The organism is Streptomyces sulfonofaciens (assembly GCF_014656295.1).
Taxonomy (GTDB): domain Bacteria; phylum Actinomycetota; class Actinomycetes; order Streptomycetales; family Streptomycetaceae; genus Streptomyces; species Streptomyces sulfonofaciens.
In genome coordinates, this window is sequence record NZ_BNCD01000017.1 from 32,347 (window position 1) to 58,424 (window position 26,078).

A 26,078-nucleotide genomic window follows, 5' to 3' on the forward strand; every position below is an offset into this window, starting at 1 on the left:
CGCCCCCGGCGCGCCACTGCCCCCTCAAGAAGCCGGTGCGCGCTGCGCGGCCGGCGGCTCCGCCCGCCACCCGCCCATGTGCCCGGCCGCGGAGCCGGGGCCCGAGAAGGACATGCCGAAGAACTTTTGGGCGGCTGCAAGATTTGTCCCGCCTCCCCGGCACCGAGGGGAGGATGCGTAGACCGGATCGCCGCCGCAATCTCCGGTCCGCTCGTCGTACCGGCGCCGCCCCTCGCACCGGCTTCCGGTGCGGTTGACCCTCCTCCGCCTGACCACTCTCCAGCCCGTCGAACCGGTCGACCCGACGCTCACTCGTCGGCCGCGGCCGACGGCGGGCCCCGGACCCGGCCGCCGGGGAGACCGCAACGCCCAGGCGCCCGGGCCCCGCTCCCGGCCCGGCACCGCGAAGGCCGGGGACCCAGAACCTCCCGTCGCTCCTCCACCGCGCGCCACGGGCGCCCTGACGACCCATGGATCGGAATATGACGGAATCCCTCTCTGCTGCTTCTGCCGACCGGATCGCGATCATCGGAATCGGCTGCCGCTTCCCCGGACACGCCCGGGACCACCGGTCGTTCTGGCGGAATCTGATCGACGGCAGGGACTGTCTCACCCCGACACCCCCCGACCGCTACGACTTCGCCACCCTGGGCAGCCGGGACGCGGCCGGGCCCGGGCGGATGACCGGCGGAAGGGGCGGGTACATCGACGGGTTCGACGAGTTCGATCCGGCCTTCTTCGGGATCAGCCCGCGCGAGGCGGGCCACATGGACCCGCAGCAGCGCAAGCTCCTCGAAGTGGCGTGGGAGGCCCTGGAGGACGGCGGGCAGCGCCCGGCCGAGCTGGCCGGTGCACAGGTCGGGGTGTACATCGGAGCCTTCACGCTGGACTACAAGATCCTCCAGTTCTCCGACCTCGGCTTCGAGTCGCTGGCCGCGCACACGGCGACCGGCACCATGATGGCGATCCTCGCCAACCGGATCTCCCACTGCTTCGACTTCCGCGGGCCCAGCCTCTCCATCGACACCGCCTGCAGCTCGTCGCTGGTCGCCGTCCACCTCGCCTGCCAGAGCCTGCTGCGCGGGGAGAGCGAGCTCGCGCTGGCCGGCGGCACCCTGCTGCACATGGCGCCGCAGTACACCATCGCCGAGACGAAGGGCGGATTCCTGTCGGCCGAGGGCCGCTCACGGGCGTTCGACGCCGCCGCCGACGGCTACGTCCGCGCCGAGGGCGTCGGCGTCGTCGTGCTCAAGCGGCTGGCGGACGCGCTGCGCGACGACGACCCCGTCCACGCGGTGGTGACCGGTACCGCGGTGAACCAGGACGGCCGTACCAACGGCATCACCGTGCCCAATCCGGACGCCCAGGCCGCCCTGGTCGAACGGGTCTGCGCCGAAGCGGGCATCACACCGGGCGACCTCCAGTACGTCGAGGCGCACGGCACGTCGACACCGGTCGGCGACCGCATCGAGGCCGCCACGCTCGCACGGGTGCTGTCCGTCGGCCGCGCGCCCGGCGCCCCCTGCTACGTCGGGTCCGTCAAGACCAACATCGGCCACGCGGAGTCGGCCGCCGGGGTCGCCGGCCTGATCAAGACGGCGCTCGCCCTGAAGCACCGCCGCATCCCGCCGCACCTCAACCTGGAGCGGATCAGCCCGGCCATCGGCAGCGAACTCCCGTACGAGATCCCGACGCGGGCCGTGGACTGGCCCGCACACGAGGGACCGGCCAGGGCCGGCGTCAACTCGTTCGGCTTCGGCGGCACCAACGCGCACGTCCTGATGGAGGAGCCGCCGCCCCGTCCCGCCGCCGGCGAGTCCGCGCGCCCGCCCGCGCACACCATCCTCCCGCTGAGCGCCCGCGACCCGGCCGCCCTGCCGGACCTCGCCGCCGGCATCCGCCAGGAGCTCGCCGGCGGCGGCGCCGACGGCCGGCCCGTGCCGCTCGCCGACCTCGGCCACACCCTGGCCCACCGGCGCCAGCACCACGAGCACCGCATGTCGGTGGTGTACTCCTCGCGGCAGTCGCTCGACGAGGCGCTGGCGGCCTGCCGGCGCGGCGAGCCGCACCCGCGGGTGCTCACGGGCCGCCGGCGCGAGCCCGCACAGCGCCTGCTGGCCTGGGTGTTCACCGGGATGGGGCCGCAGTGGTGGGGCATGGGGCGCCAACTCCTCGCGAGCGAACCGGTGTACCGGGAGGCGGTGCTGCGCTGCGACCGCGAGATCCACCGCCAGGCCGGCTGGTCGGTGGCGGAGGAGCTGGCCGCCGACGAGACCGCGTCGCGGATGGCCGAGACCTGGCTCGCGCAGCCCGCGAACTTCGCCGTCCAGGTCGGCCTGGCCGCGCTCTGGCGCAGCCGCGGCATCCGCCCCGACGCGATCGTCGGTCACAGCACCGGCGAGATCGCCGCGTTCTACGAGGCAGGCGTCTACAGCCTCGCGGACGCCGTACGGGTCGTGCTGCACCGCAGCCGCCTCCAGCAGACCCTCACCGGCACCGGCACCATGCTCGCGGTCGGCCTGCCGGAGGCCGAGGCGGCACGCCGGATCTGGCCGCACCGGGACCAGGTGTCCGTGGCCGCGTCCAACAGCCCCTTCGCGACCACGCTCTCCGGCGACCGGCAGGCACTGCTCGACATCGCGGACCGACTGCGCGAGGAGCAGGTCTTCGCCAGGTTCCTCACGGTGCAGGTGCCCTACCACAGCGTCCGGATGGACGACATCAAGGACGACCTGCTGGGCGCCCTCGACGACCTCGCTCCCCGGCCCGCGCGGCTGCCGCTGTACCTGACGGCGCGCGAGGGCACCGCGCACGGCACCGAACTCGACGCCGCCTACTGGTGGCAGAACGTCCGCGAGCAGGTCCGGTTCCGCTCCGCCGTCGACCGGCTCGCCCGCGACGGGCACCGGATCTTCCTGGAGATCGGCCCGCATCCCGTGCTCGCCCACGCCGTCCACGAATGCCTGAGGGACACGGCGCCGGCCGGCACGGACTCCTCGGACGGCACGGCAGGGGCCCTGGTGCTGCCCTCCATCCGCCGCCAGGAGGACGAGCCGGAGCGGTTCACCCGCTCGCTGGCCGCACTCCACAACGCCGGTCTCGACGTCGCCTGGGACGTGCTCCAGCCCGCCGGCCGCACGGTGTCCCTGCCGCCGTACCCCTTCCGGCGCGAGCGCCACTGGGTCGAGCCGGAGCCCGTGCGGCAGGTCAGGCTGGGCGTGATGGACCATCCGCTGCTCGGCCGCCGCACCGCGCACCCCCACCCGACCTGGCAGGTGCGGCTCGACCTGGAACGCCTGCCGTACCTTGCCGACCACCGCATCCAGGGCAACGTGGTCTTCCCGGCGGCCGGTTACCTGGAGATGGCCGCACAGGCGGTGCGGTCGCTGACCGGCGGCGGAGAGGCGACCCTCGCCGGTATCGAGCTGCACAAGGCGCTGTTCCTCTCCGGGGCCGCGTCCAGCACGGTCCAGCTCACGCTCGACCCGACGAGCGCCCGGTTCACCGTCGCCGCGGCCGGCGCCGCGGCCACCGTGCACGCCACCGGTGCCGTCCACACCGAGCAGCACCGCACGCCAGGTCCCGCTCTCGACCCGGATGCGGTCCGCGTGCGCTGCCGCCGCCATCTGAAGCGCGAGGCGTGCTACGCCGCGCTGGCGGAACTGGGATACCACTACGGGACCGCCTTCCAGGGCATCGAGGAGGTGTGGACGGGCCGCGGCGAGGCACTGGCCCGGATCCGCCCTGAGGCGCTGCCCGCCGAGGACGCGGCCGGCAGCCACGTCCACCCCGTGCTGCTCGACGCCTGCTTCCAGACCCTGCTGAGCGCGCACCTGCCCGACAACGGCGCCGTCGGCGGCATCCGCCTGCCCCGGACGATCCGGGAGGTGCGACTGCGGCCGGCCGGCGAGGCGGTCCTGTGGGCCCATGCGACCGTCGTGGGCCACGACGACGGCGAGCTGACCGGCGACATCGCCCTGTACACCGACCAGGGCGCACCGCTCGGCCGAATCACCGGCTTCACCGCCGTCGACGTCGAGCACGCCGCCGCCTCTGCCGGCCAGGACACCATCGACGGCTGGCTGGCCGAGCCGGTGTGGACCGAGGTGGCGGCGGTGCCCGGCGAGCCGGCGCCCCCGGACGGGCTGCTTGTCCTCGCCGACGCGGGCGGTACCGGCGACGCCCTCGCCCGGCTGGCCCGCACCCGCGGCTCCCTGTGCCACCTCGTGCGGCACGGCACCGCCTACCGGCGCGAGAAGGGCGCCACGACGGTGCGCCCTGGCCACCGGGCCGACCTCCAGCGGCTGTTCGCCGAACTCGACACGCCCTTCGACGCCGTCGTCCACCTGTGGAACCTGGACCTGCCCCCGCTCGACGCGGCCACCTGCGAAGCGCTCGACGGCTGCGCGGACCTCGGCGCCTACTCCCTGGTGGGCCTCGCCCAGTTGCTGCCGTCCGCCTGCCCCGGCGCGCGGCTGCACATCGTGACCCGGGGCGCACAGGCGGCGGACGGGAACGACCAGGTGGCACCGCTGGCGGCACCGGCCTGGGGCGTCGGCCGGGTGCTGTGGCAGCAGGAACTCACCGCGCACCGCGGCAGACTGATCGACCTGGATCCCGCCGGGGACCGCGACGGCGCAGCCGAGGCAGAGGCCCTGCTGCGCGAGGTCTCCGCCGCCGATCCCTGCGCCGCACCCGACGAGGAGGAGATCGCCCTGCGCGGCCACCGGCGGTACACCTGCCGGCTGCGACCGCCCACCGATCTCAGCCGCCCGCTGCCGCTGCGGCTGCGGCCCGACGGCAGCTACCTCGTGACGGGGGCCTTCGGCGCCCTCGGCCGGCTGCTGTGCCGCACCCTCGTCGCCCGCGGCGCCCGCCGGCTCGTCCTGGCCGGCCGCGGCGCCCTGCCCGAGCGCGACCAGTGGGCCGGCACCGACCCGGCGAGCCCGGCCGGAGTCCGGATCGCCTTCGTCAGGGAGCTGGAGGCGCTCGGGGCCGAGGCCCTGCCGGTGGCCCTGGACATCACGGACGAGGCGGCGCTCACCGGCTGGCTCGCCGGCCACCGGCGCCGCGGTCTGCCGCCCGTCCGCGGGGTCTTCCACCTGGCGGGACAGGTCAGGGACGCGACCGTGACGGACATGGACCGCGCCGCCTTCGACACCGCCTACCGCCCGAAGGTGACCGGCGGCTACCTGCTGCACCGGCTGCTGCGCGACGAACCGCTCGACCACTTCGTGCTGTTCTCCTCCATCGCCTCGCTGCTCACCACCGCGGGCCAGACCAACTACGCCGCGGGCAACGCGTTCCTCGACGCCCTGGCCCACCACCGCAGGGCCCTCGGCCTGCCCGCGCTCAGCCTGGACTGGGGGCCGTGGGCCACCGGCATGATCGAGGAACTGGGACTGGTCGAGCACTACCGCAGCGCCCGGGGCATGACCTCGCTGACGCCCGCGGCGGGCATGGCCGTCCTGGAGCGCGTCATCGGGCAGGACCGTGCGCAACTGCTGGTCGCCACGATCACCGACTGGCCCGTCTTCCTCGCCTGGTACTCCGCACCGCCACCGCTGGTGGGCGAGCTGGCCGCGGACCTCGGCGGGCGCCCGGCCGACGAGCCGGACGGCTTCCTCGCCCACTTCGCCGAAGCCGACGAGGCCACCCGCAGACAACTGCTGACGGCACGCTTCACCGCCCTGGTGGCCGACGTGATGCGGCTCGGGTCCGCCCGCATCGGCCCGTCCGACGAGCTGAACTCGCTGGGCCTCGACTCGCTGCTCGCGATGGAGCTGCGCGCCCGTATCCACACCGAACTCGGTGTCGCGCTGCCCGTGGTGGCGCTGCTCGGCAACGCCACCGTCGACGCCCTGGTCGACCGGCTCGCCGACGGCCTCGGCGAGCAGCCGACGGCCGGCGCCGCCGTGGACGCCGATCCCGTCGAGGAGCACACCGACGAGCTGTGCCACCCGCTGACGCACAACCAGAAGGCGCTGTGGTTCCTGGAACAGCTCAACCCCGAGGCGTTCGCGTACAACATCGGCGGCGCGGTCGAGGTGCGCACCGCGCTCGACCCCGACCTGCTGTTCGCCGCCTTCCGCACCCTGGTCGAGCGGCACCCGTCCCTGCGCGCCAACTTCGTGCTCCAGGACGGCGGCCCCGTGCAGCGCGTCTCGACCGAGGCGCGCGCCGAGACACGGCTGTTCGACGTCGAGGGCCGGCCGTGGGAGGAGGTGCACGACATGATCGTCCGCGAGTACCGCAGGCCGTACGACCTCGCCCGCGATCCGCTGGTGCGCCTGCACCTGTTCCGGCGCGCCCCCGACGACTGGGTGATCATGAAGGGCGTCCACCACATCGTCTCCGACGCGATCTCCACGTTCACCTTCATCGAGGAGCTGTTCGCGCTCTACGAGGGGGCGCGGCGGGGCCGCCCCGTGCAACTGCCGCCCGTCCGGGCCCGCTACCTGGACTTCCTCAACCGGCAGAACCGCTTCCTCGCCGGACCGGACGCACAGCGGATGCTCACCTACTGGCGGGAGCACCTGCCCGCTGAGCTGCCGGTCCTCGGCCTGCCCACCGACAGGCCGCGCCCGCCGGTGCAGACGCACAACGGCGCCTCGGAGTTCTTCCGGCTCGACGCCGGGCTGACGGCCCGCGTCCACGCGCTGGCCCGCGAGCACAACGTGACCGTGTTCGTGGTGCTGATGAGCGCGTACTACCTGCTGCTGCACCGCTACTCGGGCCAGGACGACATCGTCGTCGGCAGCCCCGTCACCGGCCGCACCCAGGAGGAGTTCGCCGGCACCTACGGCTACTTCGTCAACCCGCTGCCCCTGCACGTCAGCCTGGCCGGGCGGCCCTCGGTCGGCGAACTCCTCGCACGGGTGCGCGAGGCGGTGCTCGGCGGGCTCGACAACCAGGAGTACCCGTTCGTGCTGCTGGTGGAGAAGCTGGGCCTGCGGCACGACCCCAGCCGGTCCGCGGTCTTCCAGGCCATGTTCATCCTGCTCGCCCACAAGGTGTCCACCGAGCAGTACGGCTACCGCCTCGACTACATCGAGCTCCCGGAGGAGGAGGGGCAGTTCGACCTCACGCTCTCCGCCTACGAGGAGGGCGCGGACGGCTGCTTCCACTGCGTGTTCAAGTACAACTCCGACCTGTTCGTACCGGACACCGTCCGGCGGATGGCCAGGCACTACGTCCGACTGCTGGACGCGCTGACCCGCGCGCCCGCCGCCGCGCCCGTCGGGGCGCTCCCGCTGCTCGACGCCCGGGAGCGCCGCCGGATCCTCGGCGAATGGAGTGGCGCCGGCCGGCGGGTGACGCCAGGGCCGCCGGTCCACGAACTCATCGCCCGCTTCGCCGCCGAGTCCCCCGCGGCCGTCGCCGTCTCGGCTCCCTCGGCGTCCGGCGGCACCCGCTCGCTGACCTACGCGGCGCTGGACCACGACTGCCGCCGCGTGGCGCGGGGACTGCGCCGCCTGGGCGTCGGCGGGGGCGCGACGGTGGCGCTCTGCCTGGACAAGTCGCCCGAGCTGATCGCCGTCCTGCTCGGCGTCCTGCGGGCCGGCGCCGCCTACCTGCCGCTGGACCCCGGCCACCCCGCCGACCGGATCGCCTACATGACGTCCCACGCCGGTGCCACCCTGCTCGTCACCGCGGCCGGCCACCCGGTCCCGCCCGGCTGCGGGGCCGCCGCCGTCACCGTCGCGGAGCTGTACGCCGCCGGCGCCCCCGACGCCGGTGAAGCGGTCCAGGACGGCCCCGGGGACCCGGACGCCGTCGTCGGTCCGGACGATGTCGCCTACACCGTCTACACCTCGGGTTCCACCGGGCGGCCCAAGGCGGTCCAGGTCACCCATCTGAACCTCGCCTCGGCCTTCGCGGCCTGGCGCGAGGAGTACCGCCTCGACGGCGACGTCCGGGTGCACCTGCAGATGGCCGGGGTCGCCTTCGACGTCTTCTCCGGGGACCTGGTGCGCGCCCTGTGCTCCGGCGGCACGCTGGTGCTGGTCGACCGGGAGCTGCTGTTCGACACGGCCCGCCTGTACCGCACGATGGCGGCCGAGCGCGTCGACTGCGCCGAGTTCGTGCCCGCCGTGGCCCGGGCGCTGATGGCGCACTGCGAGCAGCACGGCCTCCGGCTGGACTTCCTGCGGCTGCTCGTGGTCGGCTCCGACGCGTGGAAGGTGGCCGAGCACCGGCGGCTGCGCGCCCTGTGCGGCCCCGGCACCCGGCTGGTCAACTCCTACGGCCTGACCGAGGCCACCATCGACAGCACCTACTTCGAAGGCCCGGTGGACGGCCTCGAACCGGGCAGGATGGTGCCGATCGGGCGACCCTTCCCGTCCAGTGCCGCCTACGTCCTGGACGCGTGCGGCGAGCCGGTGCCGCCGGGCGTACGGGGCGAGCTGTGGATCGGCGGTGCGGGAGTCGCCGCCGGCTACCTCAAAGACCCCGAGCAGAGCGCGGAGCGCTTCGTCGTCCGGCTGCTCGACGGGGCGGGCCCCGGTGCGCCGGCCGGGGAAACTCCCGCTCCGGTCCGGCTCTACCGCAGCGGGGACCTGGCCTGCTGGGACGCCGACGGCGTGCTGCACCTGCTGGGTCGCACCGACAGCCAGGTCAAGGTGGCAGGACACCGCATCGAGACCGGCGAGATCGAAGCCCTCCTGACCCGGCACCCGGACATCGCCCAGGCGTGCGTGACCGTCCGCGCGGACGGCGGCGAAGGCGCCCTGTGCGCCTACTGCGTACCGGTCCCCGGTGCCGCGGCCGACCGGCGGGAGCTGCGCAGGCACCTCGCCGAGTCCCTGCCGTCCTTCATGGTTCCGGCCCACTTCACCGAGCTTTCCGAACTGCCCCTGACCCGCAACGGCAAGGTCGACGCGGACGCTCTGCCGCCGCCCGCCCACGATCCCGGCGCCGACGCCCACGAGCCCCCGGTGACGCTGTACGAGCAGCGCATGGCCGCGCACTGGCAGGCCCTGCTGGGCCTGCCGCGGGCCGGACTCGCCGACGACTTCTTCGAGGCCGGCGGCAGCTCGATCAAACTGATCGAGCTGATCCACCGGCTGCGGACCGAGTTCGGCATCGACGTGCCGGTCAGCCTGCTGTTCCGGGCCACCACGCTGCGCGGCATGGCCAGGACGGCGGAGGGCGTCGTCACCGGGCGGATCGCCGGCGCCCATCCGTACCTGACCTTCAACCCGGGTGCGGACGAGGGGCGCACGGTCTTCTGCTTCCCACCGGCCGGCGGCCACGGGCTCGTCCACCGCCAGCTCGCCGCCCACCTGCCCGAGCACCGGCTGATCGCGTTCAACCACATCGCCGGAGACGACAAGGTGGCACGGTTCGCCGACCTGGTGGCCGCCCTGGTCCCGCAGGCCCCGGCCACGCTCTTCGGCTACTCGCTCGGTGGCAACCTCGCTTTCGAGGTGGCCAAGGAGCTCGAAGGCCGCGGGCACCCTGTCGCCGGCGTCGTCATCGTCGACTCGTACCGCATCCGCGAGGCGTACCCGCTCGACGAGGAGCGCATCGACGCCTTCGAACACGAGCTGCGCGCGCACCTGCGGCGGCACACCGGTTCCGAGGCGGTGGCCGAGGAGACGATGCGGCAGGCCCGCGAGTACCTGGACTTCTGCAGCAGGACACCGAACCGCGGCACCGTGCGGGCACCGGTCACCGTGATCTCCGACGAGGACAAGCTGCCGCTGTACGAGGCGGGCCGGCGCGGTAGCTGGCACGGCACCTCGACCAGCCGCACCGTGCTGCTGCGGGGCCACGGACCGCACGCGGAGATGCTCGACGGCGACCATGCGCGGCGCAACGCCGACCTGCTGCGTACCGTGCTGACCGAGGACGTCACCCGTGCCAGCGCCTGACGCCGGGCCCGACTGGAGCACCCGTGACCGCCCGCTCGGGGCACCGCCCAGGGTCATCGTGATCGGCGCCGGCGTCGCCGGCCTGGCCACCGGCTGCTACGCGCAGATGAGCGGCATGCAGACGCGGATCTTCGAGAAGCACGTCCTGCCCGGCGGCTGCTGCACCGCCTGGTCACGCGGGGGCTACCTCTTCGACTACTGCATCGAGTGGCTGATCGGCACGGCGGAGGGCAACGACGCACACCGGATCTGGCGGGAGCTGGGCGCCCTGGACGGCAAGACCATCGCCAACTTCGAACTGTTCAACCGCGTCGTGGACGTCGACGGCAGGTCGGTGACGTTCTACAACGACCCGGAGCGCCTGGAACGCCACCTGCTCGCGCTCTCCCCGGCCGACGCACGCCAGATCCGCGCGTTCTGCCGCGACCTGAGCCGCTTCACCGCCCTCGACCTGCACCCCTTCCTCACGCCTCCGCCGCTGCGGACGCTGCGGGAGCGGGCCGAGCTGCTGCGTGCGGTGCTGCCGAGGTTCCGGCTGCTGTGGCGGACCGCCGCCACCCCCATGCACGCCTTCGCGGACCGCTTCCACGACCCGCTGCTGCGCAGCGCGTTCCGCAACATCTTCTTCCAGGACCCGGAGGGCTTCCCGCTGCTGCCGTACCTGTTCAACATGGCCGCCGCGCACAACCTCAACGCGGGATTCCCGCAGGGCGGTTCCCTCGGCCTCGCCCGGTCGATCGAGAGCCGCTACACCTCGCTGGGCGGAGTGGTCGGCTACCGGTCCAGGGTCGAGCGGATCCTCGTCGAGGACGGCCGCGCGGTCGGCGTCCAGCTCCGCGGCGGGGCACGGCACTACGCCGACCACGTCGTCTCCGCCTGCGACGGCCGCACCACGGTCTACGGCCTGCTGGACGGCCGGTACACGGGCCCCCGGATCGAACGGCTCTACCAGGAGATCCTGGGCAGGCCCGGCGCCCTCTTCCCGGCCGTGGTGTCCGTCTTCGTCGGCGTGGACGGCAGCGTGGGCGGGGCGGACCCGCACAGCACCACCTACCTGCTCACCGCCGAACAGGCCGCCCGGTTGCCCGGCGCGTTGCAGCGCAGCCTCGTGGTGCAGCTCCGCTCCCGTTACGCGGAGGGCTTCGCCCCGGCCGGCAAGTCCCTGCTGCACTGCACCTACTTCAGCGACTTCCACTCCTGGAAGGACCTGCGCGCCCGCAGCCGCCGGGAGTACCGGGCGCGCAAGCAGCGGGCGGCCGACACCGTCCTCGACTTCCTGGAGCGGCGCTACCCGGGGATCGGCGCGCGCACCGAGGTGGTGGACGTCGCCTCACCGGCCACCACCGAGCGCTACACGGGAAACAGCCAGGGCAGCATCCTCGCCTGGAAGGCGTTCTCGGAGGCCGATGACGTGGCGGCCCGGCTGGTGGCCCGGGACCGGATGCGGCTGCCGGGCCTGCGCGGCTTCTCCATGGCCGGGCAGTGGGTGGGCCTCGGCGGCCTGATCAGGGCCGCGTCCACCGGCCGGTTCGCCGTGCGGTACCTGTGCGAGGAACTCGGCATGCCCTTTCGCGCCTGGCCGAGCACCGACCGCGAGCCCTGGCACAGCGGCAGGCTGGGCCGGCTGCCGCAGCTCGACCGGTGGCCCGCACCGCGGCACCGGGGGACCGCGGGCGGACCGGCACCGAAGGGAGGACGCGCGTGACCACCGCACGGCAGACCATGGTCATCGTCGGCGGCGGACTCGGCGGGCTCTCGACGGGCTGCTACGCCCAGATGAACGGCTACCGGTCCACCATCCTGGAGATGCACGAGCTGCCCGGCGGCTGCTGCACCTCCTGGGACCGCGGCGACTTCACCTTCGACTGCTGCGTCAGTTGGCTGCTCGGCTGCGGGCCCGGCAACGAGATGCACCGCATCTGGCTGGAGCTCGGCGCGCTCCAGGGCAAGCAGGTACGCCACTTCGACGTGTTCAACACCGTGCGCGACCGGGAGGGCAGGGAGGTGCGCTTCTACTCCGACCCCGACCGGCTCGAAGCCCACCTGCTCGACATCTCTCCGGCGGACGCCCGGCTCATCCGGCGGTTCTGCGGCGGGCTGCGGGCGTTCCGCCGGTGCCTGCGGCACTACCCCTTCCTCACCCCGGTGGGCCTGATGCCGCCCGCCGAGCGCTGGCGGATGCTCGCCCGCTTCGTGCCGTACTACCCCGCCATCAGCCGGTCGATCGGCACCCTGATGACCGACTACTCGGCCCGCTTCCGCCACCCGCTGCTGCGCGAGGCGTTCAACTACATCCTCTTCGAGAAGCACCCGGCCTTCCCCGTGCTGCCCTTCCTCTTCCAGCTCGCCTCCCACGCGAACCTCTCGGCCGGGGTGCCCGAGGGCGGCTCGCTGGGACTCGCCCGCTCCATCGAGCAGCGCTACCTGCGGCTGGGCGGCGACATCCGCTACAACGCCAAGGTGGTGCGGATCCTCGTCGAGCGGGACCGCGCGGTAGGGGTGCGGCTGAGCGACGGCCGTGAGATCCGCGCGGACGTCGTGGTCTCCGCCTGCGACGGACAGACCACGCTGCTGCGGCTGCTGGGCGGCCGCTACCTCGGCGACGCCTACCGCGAGCTGTACACCAGCACCATCGAGGAACCCGGCATGATCTTCCCGGGCTATGTCACCGTGTTCCTGGGGCTGCGGCGCCCCTTCCCCGCCGCGACCCCCTGCACCACCTACCTGCTGGACGAGGACAGGGCCGCCGAACTCGTCGGCATCCGGCACGCCAGCATCAACGTCCAGTTCCGCAGCGCCTACTACCCGGAGCTGTCGCCCCCGGGCTCCGCGGTCGTCTACGCCAGCTACTTCAGCGACGTCGGCCCGTGGCGCGACCTGAGCACCGGTGAGGAGCAGACCAGCCGGGTGCGGCGCGGACAGGAACTGCACACGCTGCCGGTCGGCCGCGGCCGCGCCTACCAGCGGGCGAAGCGCAGGGTGCGCGACGCGGTCATCGGCATGCTGGACGAGCGCTATCCGGGACTGGCCGCAGCCACCGCGGTACGCGATGTCTCCACCCCGCTGACACAGGTGCGCTACACCGGGAACCACGACGGCACCGTGCTCGGCTGGCAGCCGTTCGTCGCGGGCGGCGAGACCGTCGAGAAACTGGTCAAGCGGTACGGGCCCGCGCTGCCGGGCCTGCAGAACTTCTACCTCTCCGGCGTCTGGGCGACCACCGGCGGGCTCATCAGGGCGGCGGCGGCCGGGCGGCATGTCATGCAGTTCGTCTGCCGCGACGACGGCAGGCCCTTCCGCACCACGCTCGACGAGACGGCGGCCCCGCCGACCCACGTCGTGGTCCCCGTGGGAGAGTGAGGCGCCGCGCCGCTGCAGGACGCCGGCGGGCAACGCCAGGCACCGGACCACGAAGGGACCACGGATGACCAGAGCACCCGAAGTCGGCGCCGCCGCACCCGACTTCGCCCTGCCCGGCCTGCTGCTCTCCTCGGACGCGGTCCGCCGGCGCGAGTACCGGCTGGCCGACGCCAAGGGCCGCCCTCTCGTCCTGGTCTTCTACCCGGGCGACGGCACCATGGTGTGCACGAAGCAACTCTGCTCGTACACCTCCGAGCTCGACCGGTTCAAGGACCTGGGGGCCGACGTCTGGGCCGTCAGCCCGCAGGACCTCGACAGCCACGAGAAGTTCGCCCGCAAGCACGGCCTCGCCTTCCCGCTGCTCTACGACGAAGGGCAGGCGGTGGCGGCGGCCTTCGGCATCAGAGCGCCCGGCGTCGGTCCCCGCAGGTCGGTGTTCGTGCTGGACGGCGACGGTGTGGTCCGCTGGCGGCACATCGCCCTGGTGGGGTTGACCTTCCGCAGCACCGACACCCTCGTGGAACAGCTCGCTCTGCTGCGCGACGGACGGTGACCGGCCGCGCCCGGGCGCGGCGCGATCGGTCCTCCGCTCCCGCGCGACGCCCTACCAGGTGACCGGCAACTCGGCCACGCCGCCCTGCTGCACGTACGGGGCGTGACCGGGCACCTGTGAGGCGGGCACCGCAAGACGCAGCGTCGGAACGCGCTCGAAGAGGGTCGTGAGCGCGATCTCCAGTTCGGCGCGGGCCAGGATCCGGCCGATGCAGTTGTGGATGCCGTGGCCGAACGCGACATGGCGGGCGGCGGCGCGGTCCAGGTCCAGCACGTCGGGATCCGACCAGACGGCCGGGTCCCGGTTCATCAGCATGGTGGAGACGACGACACCGTCGCCCGCCCTGATGGTCCGCCCGGCGACGCCGATGTCCGCGAGAGCCACCCGGGGCAGCCCGTCGGCGACGGAGACGAGCCGGGTCAGCTCGTCCACCGCGGCCGGTGCCAGGGCGGGGTCGGCGCGCAGCCGCCGCAGTTGCCCGGGGTGCTCCAGCAGGACCAGCACGGCGGAGGCCAGGGTCGTCGCGGTGCTCTCCGAGCCGCCCAGCAGGACCACGCAGGTCATCGCGATCTCCTCGCGGCCAAGGCCGGGGTCGGCGGCCCGGTGCGCGATGAGGTCGTCGACGAGTCCTTCGCCGGGCTGCCGTTCCCGGGCGGCGACGAGATCGGTGAGATAGGTCCTGATCTCGACGAAGGCGTCCTCGGGCGAGCCGCCGCCGTCGTCGTCGCGGGGCGGGGAGAGCATGCGCCGGGAGCGGTCCGCGAACCAGTGGCGGTCCTGGGGCGGCACGCCCAGTGCCGCGAAGGTCGCCGCGAAGGTCAGCGGCAGCGCGAAGGCGCCCACCAGCTCCGCTTCCGCACCGCTGGTGAGCATCGCGTCGGCCAGGTCCTGCGCGGACCGCTCGATGCCCGGGCGCAGCGCCGCCACCCGCCGGATGCCGAAGGCCGCGGCCACCCTCCTGCGCTGCCGGGCGTGCTCCGGATCATCGGTGCCCACCAGCGGCAGCACGATGCGCTGCGTGCGCTGCTGCTCCGCCTGGCGCTGAGTCAGATGGGGGAAGCCCGGGTGCAGGGTGTCGGAGGACAGTCTCGGATCGAGCAGCAGGGCGCGGCCCTCCTGGTACCCGGTGACCAGCCAGATCCGCCGTCCGTCGTACAGCGTCACCCGCGTCAGCGGGCCCCGGGCGCGCAGGGCCGCGTAGCCGGGAGGCATCTGGTACGGACAGGTGCGCTCCATCGGGAAGGGCGGGGCGCCCTCGGCGTCGGACGGTGTGCCGGTGGCTGCCACGGTTCTCCTCACTCCGCTCGGCGCGAGGAGTGCTGCGGCCTCGGGCACGGGGCGGAACCCGGCGCCCGCCCCGGTTCCGGGTACGGGCACGCCTGGCGTCCCGGCCGGCGCGGAAGGGACGTCACCCCAGATTCGCCGTGTGGCGGACCGGCCACCAGACGATCCGGAAGAAACCCCCCTTACGTGTCATTCACGTGTTATCACCGTCAGTGACTTCGAAGCCCTCGACGGCCCCGCGCGCTGCGCCGTGCGGTTCCGCATGCCGCGGTGCCCCTCCCGGTGGCGGCGGGGCGCAGGCGGCCCCGGCCGGCGCGGAGCGGGCAGGGCCGTCAGCCGAGCCGGGGGATCTCGATGGCGGGGCACCGGTCCATGACCATCTCCAGGCCCGCGGCGCGGGTGCGCTCGTAGGCGGCCTCGTCGACGACGCCGAGCTGGAACCACACGGCCCTGGCGCCCTTGGCGACGGCTTCGTCCGCCACGGCTCCCGCGAGGTCGCTGTTGACGAAGACGTCGACCACGTCCACGTCGAAGGGAACGGCTCCGAGGGACGGGTAGCCCTGCTCGCCGAGGACCGTCTCGGCCTTCGGGTGGACGGGGACGATCCGCTTGCCGTGGCGCTGCAGGACCTGCGCGACGCCGTAGGCGGCGCGCCGCTCGTTCGTGGAGAGTCCGACCACCGCCCAGGTGTCGCCGAGTTCGTCGAGGATCCTGCGGATCGTCCTGATGTCGCCGTGCACGCTGTGCCTCCCCTGGCTCGGGTGCTCACCCGCACCCGCACAACGAACGACGGCCGCGCACCATTCCCGGCATCCCCGCGCGCGCGGACCCGGCCGCCCCCTCGCCCTCCCGTGCCCGGCGGCCGCATACGCTGGCCGGATGCCGGACGAGTACCGCACCGTGCCCCGCGAGGGCAGCCACGAGACCGAGGTCAACCGCTCACGCTTCGTGTGCACCCTCGCGCCCGCCGGCACCGAGCAGGAGGCGCAGGAGTTCGTGGCCCGGGTCCGCCGCGCCCACGCCGACGCCAACCACAACTGCTTCGCCTACGTCATCGGGGCCGACGCCGCCGTGCAGAAGGCCGGCGACGACGGCGAGCCGGGCGGGACCGCGGGCGTGCCCATGCTGCAGATGCTGCTCCGCCGCGACATGCGCTACGTCGCCGCGGTCGTCACCCGGTACTTCGGCGGCGTAAAGCTCGGCGCGGGCGGCCTCATCCGCGCCTACGGAGGGGCGGTCGGCGAGGCCCTGGACACGGTCGGCACGGTCACCCGCAGACGCTTCCGCCTGGTGACCGTGACCGTCGACCACCAGCGCGCCGGACGTCTGCAGAACGACCTGCGCACCGCCGGCCACGAGGTGCGCGACGTCCGCTACGCCGAGGCGGTCGTCCTCACCGTGGCCCTCCCGGACACCGGCGTCCCCGACTTCCGTGCCTGGCTCGCCGCCGCCACGGCAGGCGCCGCCCGGCTCGAACTCGGCGGCGAGGCCTACGGGGAGGCGTGACGCCGGGCGCGGAACCGGTTCGCCCAGGGCAGCGCGGACCGCGCAACCCGGTCCGCACCCGGGCACCGCACCCAGGCCCGCAGGCCCCGGCGCGGTAACGTCCGCACCCCGGGGCCGCGTCCGGCCGTGTGCTCCGGGAGCCCGGCTCCTGCGCCGCGGGCGGCTGGGCCCGGGCCACGGATCCGGTACGGGAGCGCACCGGGTGCGGGAGCGCGCCAGGCGCTGTCAGTGGCGGCCTATAGGGTCGTTGCCCGTGAGGTTGCTGCATACGTCGGACTGGCATCTGGGACGTGCGTTCCACCGGGTCAGCCTGCTGAACGCCCAGGCCGAGTTCCTCGCGTACCTGGTCGAAGTGGTCCGCGAGCACGCGGTGGACGCCGTGCTCGTGGCCGGTGACGTCTACGACCGTGCGGTACCGCCGCTGGCCGCCGTCGAGCTGTTCGACGACGCCCTGCACCGGCTGGCCGAGTTGCGCGTGCCGACGGTCATGATCTCCGGGAACCACGACTCGGCCCGCAGACTCGGCGTGGGCGCCGGACTGATCGAAAGGGCCGGCATCCACCTGCGCACCGACCCCGCCCGCAGCGCCACGCCCGTCCTGCTGTCCGACCGGCACGGCGAGGTGGCCTTCTACGGCCTGCCGTACCTCGAACCCGCCCTGGTCAAGGACGAGTTCGCGGTGGACAGGCCGAGCCATGAGGCGGTACTCGGCGCCGCCATGGACCGCGTACGCGCCGACCTCGCACAACGCCCTCCCGGCACCCGCTCCGTGGCGCTCGCGCACGCCTTCGTCACCGGCGGCGAGGCGAGCGACAGCGAGCGGGACATCACCGTCGGCGGCGTGGCCGCGGTGCCCGCCGGTGTCTTCGCCGGCGTCGACTACACGGCACTGGGCCATCTGCACGGCAGTCAGACCATCAACGACCGTGTGCGCTACGCGGGCTCCCCGCTCGCCTACTCCTTCTCCGAGGCAGGGCACCGCAAGAGCATGTGGCTCGTCGACCTCGCCGCCGACGGCGCCGTCACCGCCGAGCGCATCGACTGCCCCGTGCCCCGCCCCCTCGCCCGGATACGCGGCACCCTCGCGGAACTGCTCGCCGACCCGCGGCTCACCGCGCACGAGGGCGCCTGGGTCGAGGCCACCCTGACCGACCGGGTACGCCCCGCGGAGCCGATGGCCCGGCTGGGCGAGCGCTTCCCCGGCACCCTGAGCCTGGTCTTCGCCCCCGAGCGCGCCCCGGACGACCCGGAGGTGTCCTACGCCCGGCGCCTCGCGGGCCGCGACGACCAGCAGATCGCGGAGGACTTCGTCGCCCATGTGCGCGGCACGGGGCCCGACGAGGCCGAACGCGTCGTGCTGAGGGACGCGTTCGACACCGCCCGCGCCGACGACGCGCTCCACGAGGTGGTCCGGTGAGGCTGCACGGACTGCACGTCACGGCCTTCGGCCCCTTCGGCGGCCGGCAGGACATCGACTTCGACGCCCTCTCCGCCGCCGGCCTCTTCCTCCTGCACGGGCCCACCGGCGCCGGCAAGACCTCCGTCCTCGACGCGGTCTGCTACGCCCTGTACGGGTCCGTGCCGGGCGCCCGGGGCACCGGCGGGCAGGGCACCGGACTGCGCAGCGATCACGCGGACCCCGGCATCCGTACCGAGGTGCGCCTGGAGTTCAGCGTCGCCGGCCGCCGTCTGGAGATCACCAGACAGCCCCCGTGGGAGCGCCCGAAACGCCGCGGCAGCGGCACCACCACCGACAAGGCGCACAGCGCCCTGCGCGAGTACGACGCGGCGACGGGCTCCTGGCGCGGCCTCAGCCGTTCGCACCAGGAGATCGGCGAGGAGATCGGCCTCCTGCTCGGTATGAGCAAGGAGCAGTTCTGCCAGGTCGTGCTGCTGCCCCAGGGAGACTTCGCACGCTTTCTGCGCGCCGACGCCGAGGCTCGCGGCAGGCTCCTCGGGCGGCTCTTCGACACCCGCAGGTTCGCCGCCGTCGAGCAGTACCTCGCCGAGCGCCGCCGGGCCGGCGAGGCCGCCGTCCGCGACGCCGACGCCGCTCTGCTCGCCGACGCCCACCGCATCCAGCAGGCCGCGGGCGACGCCCTCGAACTCCCGCTGCCGGACGTCGCCCCCGGCGACCCCGGCCTGGCAGTCGCCCTGCTGACCTGGGCAGCCGTCGCCCGCTGCGGCGCCCGCGAACTGCTCGCCGTCAGGACGGTCTCGCTCGCCGCCGCCGAGGCCGCGGCCGCCGGCGCGGCCCGGCACCTGGGCGAAAGCCGCGAACTGCACCGCCTCCAGCGCCGGTTCGCCGAGGCCCGGGAGCGCGCCGACCGGCTGGCCGCCTCCGCGGACGAGCACCACCGCGACCAACTGGCGCTGGAGCGCGCCCGCAAGGCGGAAGCCGTCGCGCCCGCCCTCCGCCTGCGGGACGCGGCAGCCGACGAGCACAGCGCCGCCCGCGCCGCCGGCGAACGGGCCCGTGCCGCACTGCCCGCCGAGCTGTCCGGGGCCGGCGCCCCGGCGCTCGCGGCCGCCGCCCGCAGGGCGGCCGAGGAACTGGGGGCCCTGGAGACCGCCCGGCGCGCAGAACACCGCCTTTCGGAGATCGTCGAGGAGCGCACGGCACTGGACCGCCAGGAGCGCGCCGACGACGACCTCCTCCAGGAGGCGGAGGGCTGGCTCGCCGACTGGGCGCCCACCCGCGCCGCGCTCCAGGACGCCATCGACACCGCCCAGGACGCCGCCGCCCGCACCGAACACCTCGCGGCGCGCGTCGAGTCGGCCGAGGCGCGGCTCGCCGCGGCGCTCCGCCGCGACGACCTGGCCGCCGAGGCGGCGGCCGCTCAGGAGCATGCGCTCGCCGCCCGCGAACGCGCCGGCGCCGCCCACGAGCGCTGGCTCGACCTCAAGGAACAGCGCCTGCGCAGCATCGCCGCCGAGCTCGCCGCCGGCCTCGTGGACGGCCGCCCCTGCGACGTCTGCGGCGCCACCCGGCATCCCAGCCCGGCCCGTAAGTCCGCCGGCCACGTGGACGCCGCAGCCGAGGAGGCCGCCCTGGCCGCCCACCGGCGCGCCGAAGAGGCCCGTGGCGACGCGGAGCGCCGACTGAGCGGCGCCCGGGAGGCCCTCGCCGCCGCCACCGCGGAAGCATCCGCGACCGCCACCCCGCAACTCGCCGAGGAGGCCGACAACCTGCGGCGACAGTACGCCGAGGCGCACCGCACCGCATCCGGCGCGCATGCCGCGCGCGAAGCGCTCGCGACCGCCGAGCAGGAGCACGGCCGCAGGCTCGCCGCCCAGCAGGAGGCGGCCCGCCGCGCCGCGTCCCGTGCCTCCCTGCGCGACGCGCTGGATCGCGAACGGGCGACCCTGGAGGAGGAGCTGACCCGCGCCCGCGGCACCGAGGACAGCGTGGCGGCCCGGGCTCGCCGCCTGGAGCGCCGCGTGGTCCTGCTCACGGACGCCGCGGATGCCGCGCGCGCCGCGGACGACACCGCCCAGCGGGTGAAGGACGCCGACGCACGCCTCGCCGACGCCGCGTTCCGCGCCGGGTTCGACACGCCAGGGGAGGCCGCGGCGGCGCTCCTCGACCCGGCCCGGCAGCGCGCGTTGCAACACCGCCTCGACACCCGGCGGCAGGAAGAGGCGGCCGTGCGCGCGGTACTCGCAGAGCAGGACACCGCCGCCGCCGCGGGCCGCCCGCCGGCCGATCCCGGCGCCGCAGAGCGGACGGCCGCCACCGCCGAGCGGACACTGCGTGAGACGGCCTCCGCCCGCGACGCCGCCGAGCGCCGCTGCACCGAGCTGGACCGCCTCTCCACGCGTGCCACCGCCGCGGCCGGGCGACTCGCGCCGTTGCGCGCCGGCCATGACCGGGTCGCCCGTATCGCCGCCCTCGCCGCAGGCACCTCCGCCGAGAACGACCGCAGGATGCGCCTGGAGTCCTATGTGCTCGCCGCCCGCCTCGAACAGGTCGCCGCGGCCGCCTCGGCGCGGTTGCGGCGCATGTCCCAGGGCCGCTACACCCTGGTGCACTCGGACGACCGTGCCGGGCGCGGCCGCTCGGGCCTCGGACTGCACGTCGTCGATGCCTGGACCGGCCGCGAGCGGGACACGGCGACGCTCTCCGGCGGCGAGACGTTCTTCGCCTCACTCGCACTCGCGCTCGGTCTCGCCGACGTCGTCACCGACGAGGCGGGCGGCGTCCGCCTCGACACGCTCTTCATCGACGAGGGCTTCGGCAGCCTGGACGACCAGACCCTCGACGAGGTGCTGGACGTCCTGGACGCCCTGCGCGAGCGCGACCGCAGCGTCGGCATCGTCAGCCACGTCGCCGACCTGCGCCGCCGGATCCACGCCCAGTTGGAGGTGGTCAAGGGGCGCGACGGGTCCTTCGTGCGACAGCGGGAGGCCGGCATGGTGTGAGGCGGCCGGCGCCTTCGCAATGCCCGGGACCGCGACCGGTGGCGGCGATGGGGTGCCACGCCCGGGGCAGCCGCCTGCCGGTGCCGAAAAGCGGATGCGGGACCGCGCCCGGCTGCGCATGATGACTCACCATGCCCCTCCTCCCCGCACCCACCGCCGCCCAGCTCCGCCGGGATCCCCTGCCACTGCGCGGCCGTACGGCCCTCGTCACCGGTGCCAGCCGCAGGAGCGGCATCGGCTACGCCGTGGCCAGGCGGCTCGCGGCCCTTGGCGCGAGCGTGTACCTGCACCACCACGTGCCGCACGACGCCGCCATGCCCTGGGGAGCGGACCGTATCGAGGAGGTGGTGGCCGGTGTCCGGGAGGCTCGGGCCGACCCGGCTGCCCTGGTCGCCGAAGGCCCCGGCGACCTCGCCGACCCGGCAGTTCCCGCCGAACTGGTCCACCGGGCCGCCGCGGCCCTCGGCGGACGGCTCGACATCCTCGTCGCCAACCATGCGCTCAGCGGTTCTGACGGTTCGCTCGCCACGATCGACGCCGCCGCGCTCGACGCCCACTGGGCCGTCGACGCGCGCTCCGTGATCCTCCTCGTCCAGGCCTACGCCCGGCTGCGGGCCGTCCTGCCGCCGCGCACCCCCGGCGGAAGGGTGGTGATGATGACCTCCGGCCAGGACCACGACGGCGGGATGCCCGGCGAACTCGCCTACAGCCTGCAGAAGGGCGCCCTGGCCTCCGTGACGGGCTCCCTCGCGGCGACCCTCGCACCGGACGCCGTCACCGTGAACACCGTCAACCCCGGCCCGGTGGACACGGACTACTGCACGGGGGACGACTACGAACGGATCGCCGCGATGTCCCCGGCAGGCCGCTGGGGCATGCCCGACGACCCGGCCCGGCTGATCGCCTGGCTGGCCACCGACGAGGCGGAGTGGATCACCGGCCAGGTCATCGACTCGGAGGGCGGCTTCGCACGCTGAGCGGGCCCGGGCGGCCCGGGCTTCGGCCCGGGCCCGGGTCCAGGCCCGGGTCCTGGGCCGGGGGGCGGTCAGGCGTCGGCCGCGGTGCGGTGCCCCGGCACACCGCACCGCACATCACACCGCACACCGCCACCGCGGGCCGGGCTACAGCGCGGACAGCTCGTCCACGAGGTCGTCGAGACCCAGCGACCCCTGCGACAGCGCCGCCATGTGCCATGCCTTGGCGTCGAACGCGTCGCCGTGCCGCCGCCGGGCGTTCTCACGGCCGAGCCGCCAGGCGCGCTCGCCGAGCTTGTAGCCGATGGCCTGGCCAGGCATCGACAGATAGCGGGTCAGCTCGCTCGCCACGAAGTCCGCGGGGCGGCTGCTGTGCATGCCGAAGAACTCCTGGGCCAGCTCCGGCGTCCACCGCTCGCCCGGACGGAACGGCGAGTGCGCCGGGATCTCCAGTTCGAGGTGCATGCCGATGTCGATGATGACCCGTGCGGCGCGCATCATCTGCGCGTCCAGGTAGCCGAGCCGCTCCTCCGGATCGGTCAGGAAGCCCAGCTCGTCCATCAGCCGCTCCGCGTACAGCGCCCAGCCCTCGCAGTTGGCGCTCACCATGCCCACGCCCGCCTGGTAGCGGGAGAGGGAGTCCGCGACATGCGTCCACTGCGCGAGCTGGAGGTGGTGCCCCGGCACACCCTCGTGGTACCAGGTGGACACCAGGTCGTAGACCGGGAAGCGGGTCTGGCCCATGGTCGGCAGCCACGTGCGGCCGGGACGTGAGAAGTCCTCGGACGGCTCGGTGTAGTACGGTGCCGCGGCGCTGCCCGCAGGAGCGATGCGGGACTCCACCCTGCGCACCCGCTCGGCCAGCTCGAAGTGCGTGCCGTCCAGCGCGTCGATGGTCTTGTCCATCAGGTCCTGGAGCCAGTCGCGGACCTCGTCGACGCCCTCGATGTGCCGGCCGTGCTCGTCGAGGTGCGCCAGCGCCTGCCAGGGAGTGGCCGCGCCGGGCAGGATCTTCTCCGCCTCCGTCCTCATCTCGCCGAGGATGCGGTGGAACTCCGACCAGCCGTACGCGTACGCCTCGTCAAGGTCCAGGTCCGTGCCGTTGTAGAGGCGCGACCAGCGGGCGTAGCGCTCGCGGCCCACCGTGTTCGGCGCGCCCGCAACGGCCGGTGCGTACACCTCGCGCATCCAGTCCCGCAGCGCGACGACCGCCGCGCCCGCCGACCTGGCGGCTTCGGTCAGCTCGCCGCGCAGTGCCTTCGGACCGGCGTCCGCGAACTCCTCGAACCAGCTCCGGCCGGTGCCGCTCGGATCCGCCCACTCGGTCAACTGCTCGACGAAGGTCGCGGTGGGCCGGGGCCCTGCGGGCAGCCCGCGCTCCAGGCCCAGCGCGAGCGAGGCGCGGTACCCCTCCAACGCGGCGGGCACGGCCCGCAGCCGGCGCGCGATCGCCGCCCAGTCCTCGTCGGTGTCGGCCGGGGTCACGGTGAACACCTCGCGGACCGAGTGTGCGGGCGAGGCCAGGTTGCTGACGGCACGAAGGTGCTCGTCGGCCTCGTGCACGGCGAGCTCGGCCGTCAGCCGTTCGCGCAGCAGGCGCCCGCAGCGGCGCTCGATGTCATGGTCCGCGCCGGGCGCGCGCTCCGCTGCGTCGAGCCGGGCCAGCGTCCGCCGGGCCAGCTCCGCGCGCGCCTCGTGGCCGGCGGGGGAGTAGTCGGGCAGCTCGGCGCTGCTCTCCTTGACGCCGAGGTAGGTGCCGGCGACCGGATCGAGGGCGATGAGCTCGTCGACATAGGCGTCGGCGACCGCACGGGGCAGCGTGGTCTTCGTCTCTGGCATGGGGACATCCTCGTACGGCGAGGGGGTGGCCGTCAGCAGGATTCGGCCACCGGCGTCCGCCGGCGGAGGCTCAGCGCTCGGCCCGGGGCCCGGGCGGCAGCAGCGGGCCGCACTCCCACTGCTGGAAGATCAGCAGGGTCTCGACCCTCGCCACCTCCTTGCGTGCGGTGAACTCGTCGAGCACCAGGCGCTGGAGCTCCGCCGCGTCGGCCACCGCGACATGGACGAGGTAGTCGTCGGGCCCGGTCAGATGGAAGACGGTGCGCGCCTGCGGCAACGTCCTGATCCGGTCGACGAACGGACCGACCAGTTCCCGGCGGTGCGGACGCACCCGCACCGACAGCAGGGCCTCAAGGCCCCGCCCCAGCTTCGCGGGGTCGAGCCGCAGCCGGTGCCCGAGGATCACTCCGGAGCGGCGCAGCCGCGCCACCCGGTCCAGACAGGTGGAGGCCGCCACGCGTCCTTCGCACAGCCGCACCGCGCCGGTGCGGGGGTCGCGCGGGCCCGTGATCTCCCCCTTCCCCGTACCTGTCCTGGTCCTATCGTATGACGTCTTTCAAGGCACTCCTGGTCGGCCCCGCGGGCGGGCACGATCGACATACCGGGTGGAACAGCCCGGGCCCGCGGCGCGGAACGGTCCGCGCCGTCGCGTCATTCGAGCCAGTCGTGACGTGCGAGTCAGTCGCGTCATCCAAGCCCCTAGGAGCACCACCCGCCATGAACGCACAGCAGGACACCGGCCGCGGCATCCGGATCGAATCGGTGGGCGGCCCCACCGCGATCCTGGAGATCGGCGGCGTGCGTCTGATCACGGATCCCACCTTCGACGAGCCGCAGGAGTACGACCTCGGGCCGGGACGGCTCCTCGCCAAGACGGCCGCCTCCGCCCTCGGACCCGACGACGTCGGTCCGGTCGACGCCGTCCTGCTCTCGCACGACCAGCACGTGGACAACCTGGACGTGTCGGGACGGGCCTACCTCGCGCGGGTGCCGCTCGTGCTGACGACGCTCAGCGCGACGGAGCGGCTGTCCGGCGCCTGCCAGGCCGTCGACCTGTGGAAGCACGTCGACCTGCGGCGCCCCGACGGCGACGTGCTGCGCGTCACACGGGTGCCGGCACTGCACGGCCCCGCGGGCACCGAGCACCTGGTCGGGGAGGTCGCCGGTTTCGTGCTGTCCGGCGAGGGCGTCCCCACCGTGTACGTCAGCGGGGACAACGCCTCGCTCGACGTGGTGCGGGCCGTCGCGGAGCGGTTCGAGCGGATCGATGTCGCGGTGCTGTTCGCCGGCGCCGCGCGGATCGGGCTGATCGACGGCTTCCTCACCCTGACCGGCCGTCAGGCCGCCCAGGCGGCCCGGATCCTGAGCGCCCCGCACGTGGTGCCCGTCCACTTCGACATGTGGGGGCACTTCACCGAGGGCGCCCCCGAGTTGGCCGGCGCCTTCGCCGAGGCGGGGCTCGGCAGTCGCCTGACGCTGCTGGCCCCGGGCGAGAGCACGGTCGTCGCCGACGCTCAGGAGGACTGAGCCGGCGGCCGTGCGGCGACGGCGCGGCCCCTCACGTCGCCGCCCGGATACGCAGGACGGCGGCGTGCTCGGCGATGCCGACGACCGTCAGGTGCATCTTGTTGACGACGGCCTTCTCGCCCACGTGGCAGGTCAGATCGACGTGAGCGGGGGCGTTCGCCGCGGGACCGGTGATGGCGGACGAGCAGCCGCCGTCGCTGGAGAACTGCGACTGGGTCAGCCGGGCGGACAGCGTGACGGTCCGGGCGTCGATCGCGGTCACCCGGACCGGCCCGAGTCCGAAGCGCGCCGGCAGGGGCACCTCGACGGACGCGGTCACCCGGACCTCGCAGGTGCCGTCCGCGCACGAGCCGGCGTTCCTGCCGTCCGCCGCGACCGGCAGCGAGGGAGTGGGAGACGCGGCGGGGGTCGTGGCAGGCCCGGAGTCGGGGCGAGCCGCGGCGGACGTGGACGGGGCGTGCGTCGACGAGGGGGCGCCGCCGGGGGGCGACGCGTCCGGCGTGCACGCCGTGAGCACGAAGGCCACGGTCGTGGACAGGACCACGACGGCGGACCGGACGGAACGGGCGGCTGACAGCGAGCGGATCATCCCCCCACCCAACAGGACCGCCCCGGGACCGGTCCCGGGGCACGGCCGGGCCCGCGACCAGGCCCGCCCCGACCCGCCGGGGTCCACCGGTTCTTCCACCGGAGCCGACCTCGGCCGCGCACCTCCGCGGCTGCTCCGGCGGCCCACGT

Annotated in this window: 14 protein-coding genes; 9 read left to right on the forward strand and 5 right to left on the reverse strand. The window is 74.3% G+C overall.

The annotated features are described in order from the left end of the window. The first annotated feature begins 482 nt into the window (after window positions 1-482). From IE313_RS24990 to IE313_RS25005, 4 genes are all read left to right on the forward strand, one after another. Window positions 483-9,875 carry a non-ribosomal peptide synthetase/type I polyketide synthase gene (locus IE313_RS24990; RefSeq protein WP_189935954.1) on the forward strand — a complete coding sequence of 3,131 codons (9,393 nt, stop codon included), beginning with the start codon at window positions 483-485 and terminating at the stop codon, window positions 9,873-9,875. Next, the gene (locus IE313_RS24995; RefSeq protein ID WP_189935955.1) at window positions 9,862-11,580 is read left to right on the forward strand and encodes a phytoene desaturase family protein; all 1,719 of its coding nucleotides are present in this window, start codon (window positions 9,862-9,864) and stop codon (window positions 11,578-11,580) included. The genes IE313_RS24990 and IE313_RS24995 overlap by 14 nt, the downstream gene beginning before the upstream one ends. 17 nt (window positions 11,581-11,597) lie before the next feature. After that, the gene (locus tag IE313_RS25000; RefSeq protein WP_189936162.1) at window positions 11,598-13,235 is read left to right on the forward strand and encodes a phytoene desaturase family protein; all 1,638 of its coding nucleotides are present in this window, start codon (window positions 11,598-11,600) and stop codon (window positions 13,233-13,235) included. 64 nt (window positions 13,236-13,299) lie between these two features. After that, window positions 13,300-13,788 (forward strand): peroxiredoxin family protein, encoded by a 489-nt coding sequence (locus IE313_RS25005; protein WP_189935957.1) that lies wholly within the window; start codon window positions 13,300-13,302, stop codon window positions 13,786-13,788. A gap of 51 nt (window positions 13,789-13,839) precedes the next feature. Here IE313_RS25005 and IE313_RS25010 read toward each other — a convergent pair whose 3' ends face one another. Continuing rightward, window positions 13,840-15,075, reverse strand: a complete 1,236-nt coding sequence (locus IE313_RS25010; RefSeq protein ID WP_229924929.1) for a cytochrome P450 — start codon at window positions 15,073-15,075, stop codon at window positions 13,840-13,842. 329 nt (window positions 15,076-15,404) lie between these two features. Further along, a complete protein-coding gene (locus IE313_RS25015) occupies window positions 15,405-15,812 on the reverse strand; it encodes a CoA-binding protein (protein WP_189935959.1) in 408 nt (135 codons plus the stop codon). Between the two features lie 139 nt (window positions 15,813-15,951). Here IE313_RS25015 and IE313_RS25020 point away from each other — a divergent pair, with 139 nt between their 5' ends. From IE313_RS25020 to IE313_RS25035, 4 genes are all read left to right on the forward strand, one after another. Further along, the gene (locus IE313_RS25020) at window positions 15,952-16,578 is read left to right on the forward strand and encodes a YigZ family protein (protein WP_189935961.1); all 627 of its coding nucleotides are present in this window, start codon (window positions 15,952-15,954) and stop codon (window positions 16,576-16,578) included. Window positions 16,579-16,831: 253 nt separating this feature from the next. Further along, entirely contained in the window at window positions 16,832-17,995 is a 1,164-nt protein-coding gene (locus tag IE313_RS25025; RefSeq protein WP_189935962.1) for an exonuclease SbcCD subunit D, read from the forward strand. After that, a complete protein-coding gene (locus IE313_RS25030; RefSeq protein ID WP_189935964.1) occupies window positions 17,992-21,000 on the forward strand; it encodes an AAA family ATPase in 3,009 nt (1,002 codons plus the stop codon). Before IE313_RS25025 ends, IE313_RS25030 begins: the two co-directional genes overlap by 4 nt. 131 nt (window positions 21,001-21,131) lie before the next feature. Continuing rightward, window positions 21,132-21,977 (forward strand): SDR family oxidoreductase, encoded by an 846-nt coding sequence (locus IE313_RS25035; protein WP_189935966.1) that lies wholly within the window; start codon window positions 21,132-21,134, stop codon window positions 21,975-21,977. A gap of 144 nt (window positions 21,978-22,121) precedes the next feature. Here IE313_RS25035 and IE313_RS25040 read toward each other — a convergent pair whose 3' ends face one another. Both IE313_RS25040 and IE313_RS25045 read right to left on the reverse strand, forming a co-directional pair. After that, window positions 22,122-23,813 (reverse strand): DUF885 domain-containing protein, encoded by a 1,692-nt coding sequence (locus IE313_RS25040; protein WP_189935968.1) that lies wholly within the window; start codon window positions 23,811-23,813, stop codon window positions 22,122-22,124. A gap of 70 nt (window positions 23,814-23,883) precedes the next feature. Beyond that, window positions 23,884-24,270 (reverse strand): Lrp/AsnC family transcriptional regulator, encoded by a 387-nt coding sequence (locus IE313_RS25045; protein ID WP_373317058.1) that lies wholly within the window; start codon window positions 24,268-24,270, stop codon window positions 23,884-23,886. A gap of 260 nt (window positions 24,271-24,530) precedes the next feature. Here IE313_RS25045 and IE313_RS25050 point away from each other — a divergent pair, with 260 nt between their 5' ends. Further along, window positions 24,531-25,340: an MBL fold metallo-hydrolase gene (locus tag IE313_RS25050; protein WP_189935972.1), complete on the forward strand. Its 810-nt coding sequence runs from the start codon at window positions 24,531-24,533 to the stop codon at window positions 25,338-25,340. Between the two features lie 31 nt (window positions 25,341-25,371). On the opposite strand, the gene IE313_RS25055 is transcribed toward IE313_RS25050, so the two are convergent. Next, window positions 25,372-25,929, reverse strand: a complete 558-nt coding sequence (locus IE313_RS25055) for a hypothetical protein (RefSeq protein WP_189935974.1) — start codon at window positions 25,927-25,929, stop codon at window positions 25,372-25,374. Window positions 25,930-26,078 lie beyond the last annotated feature (149 nt).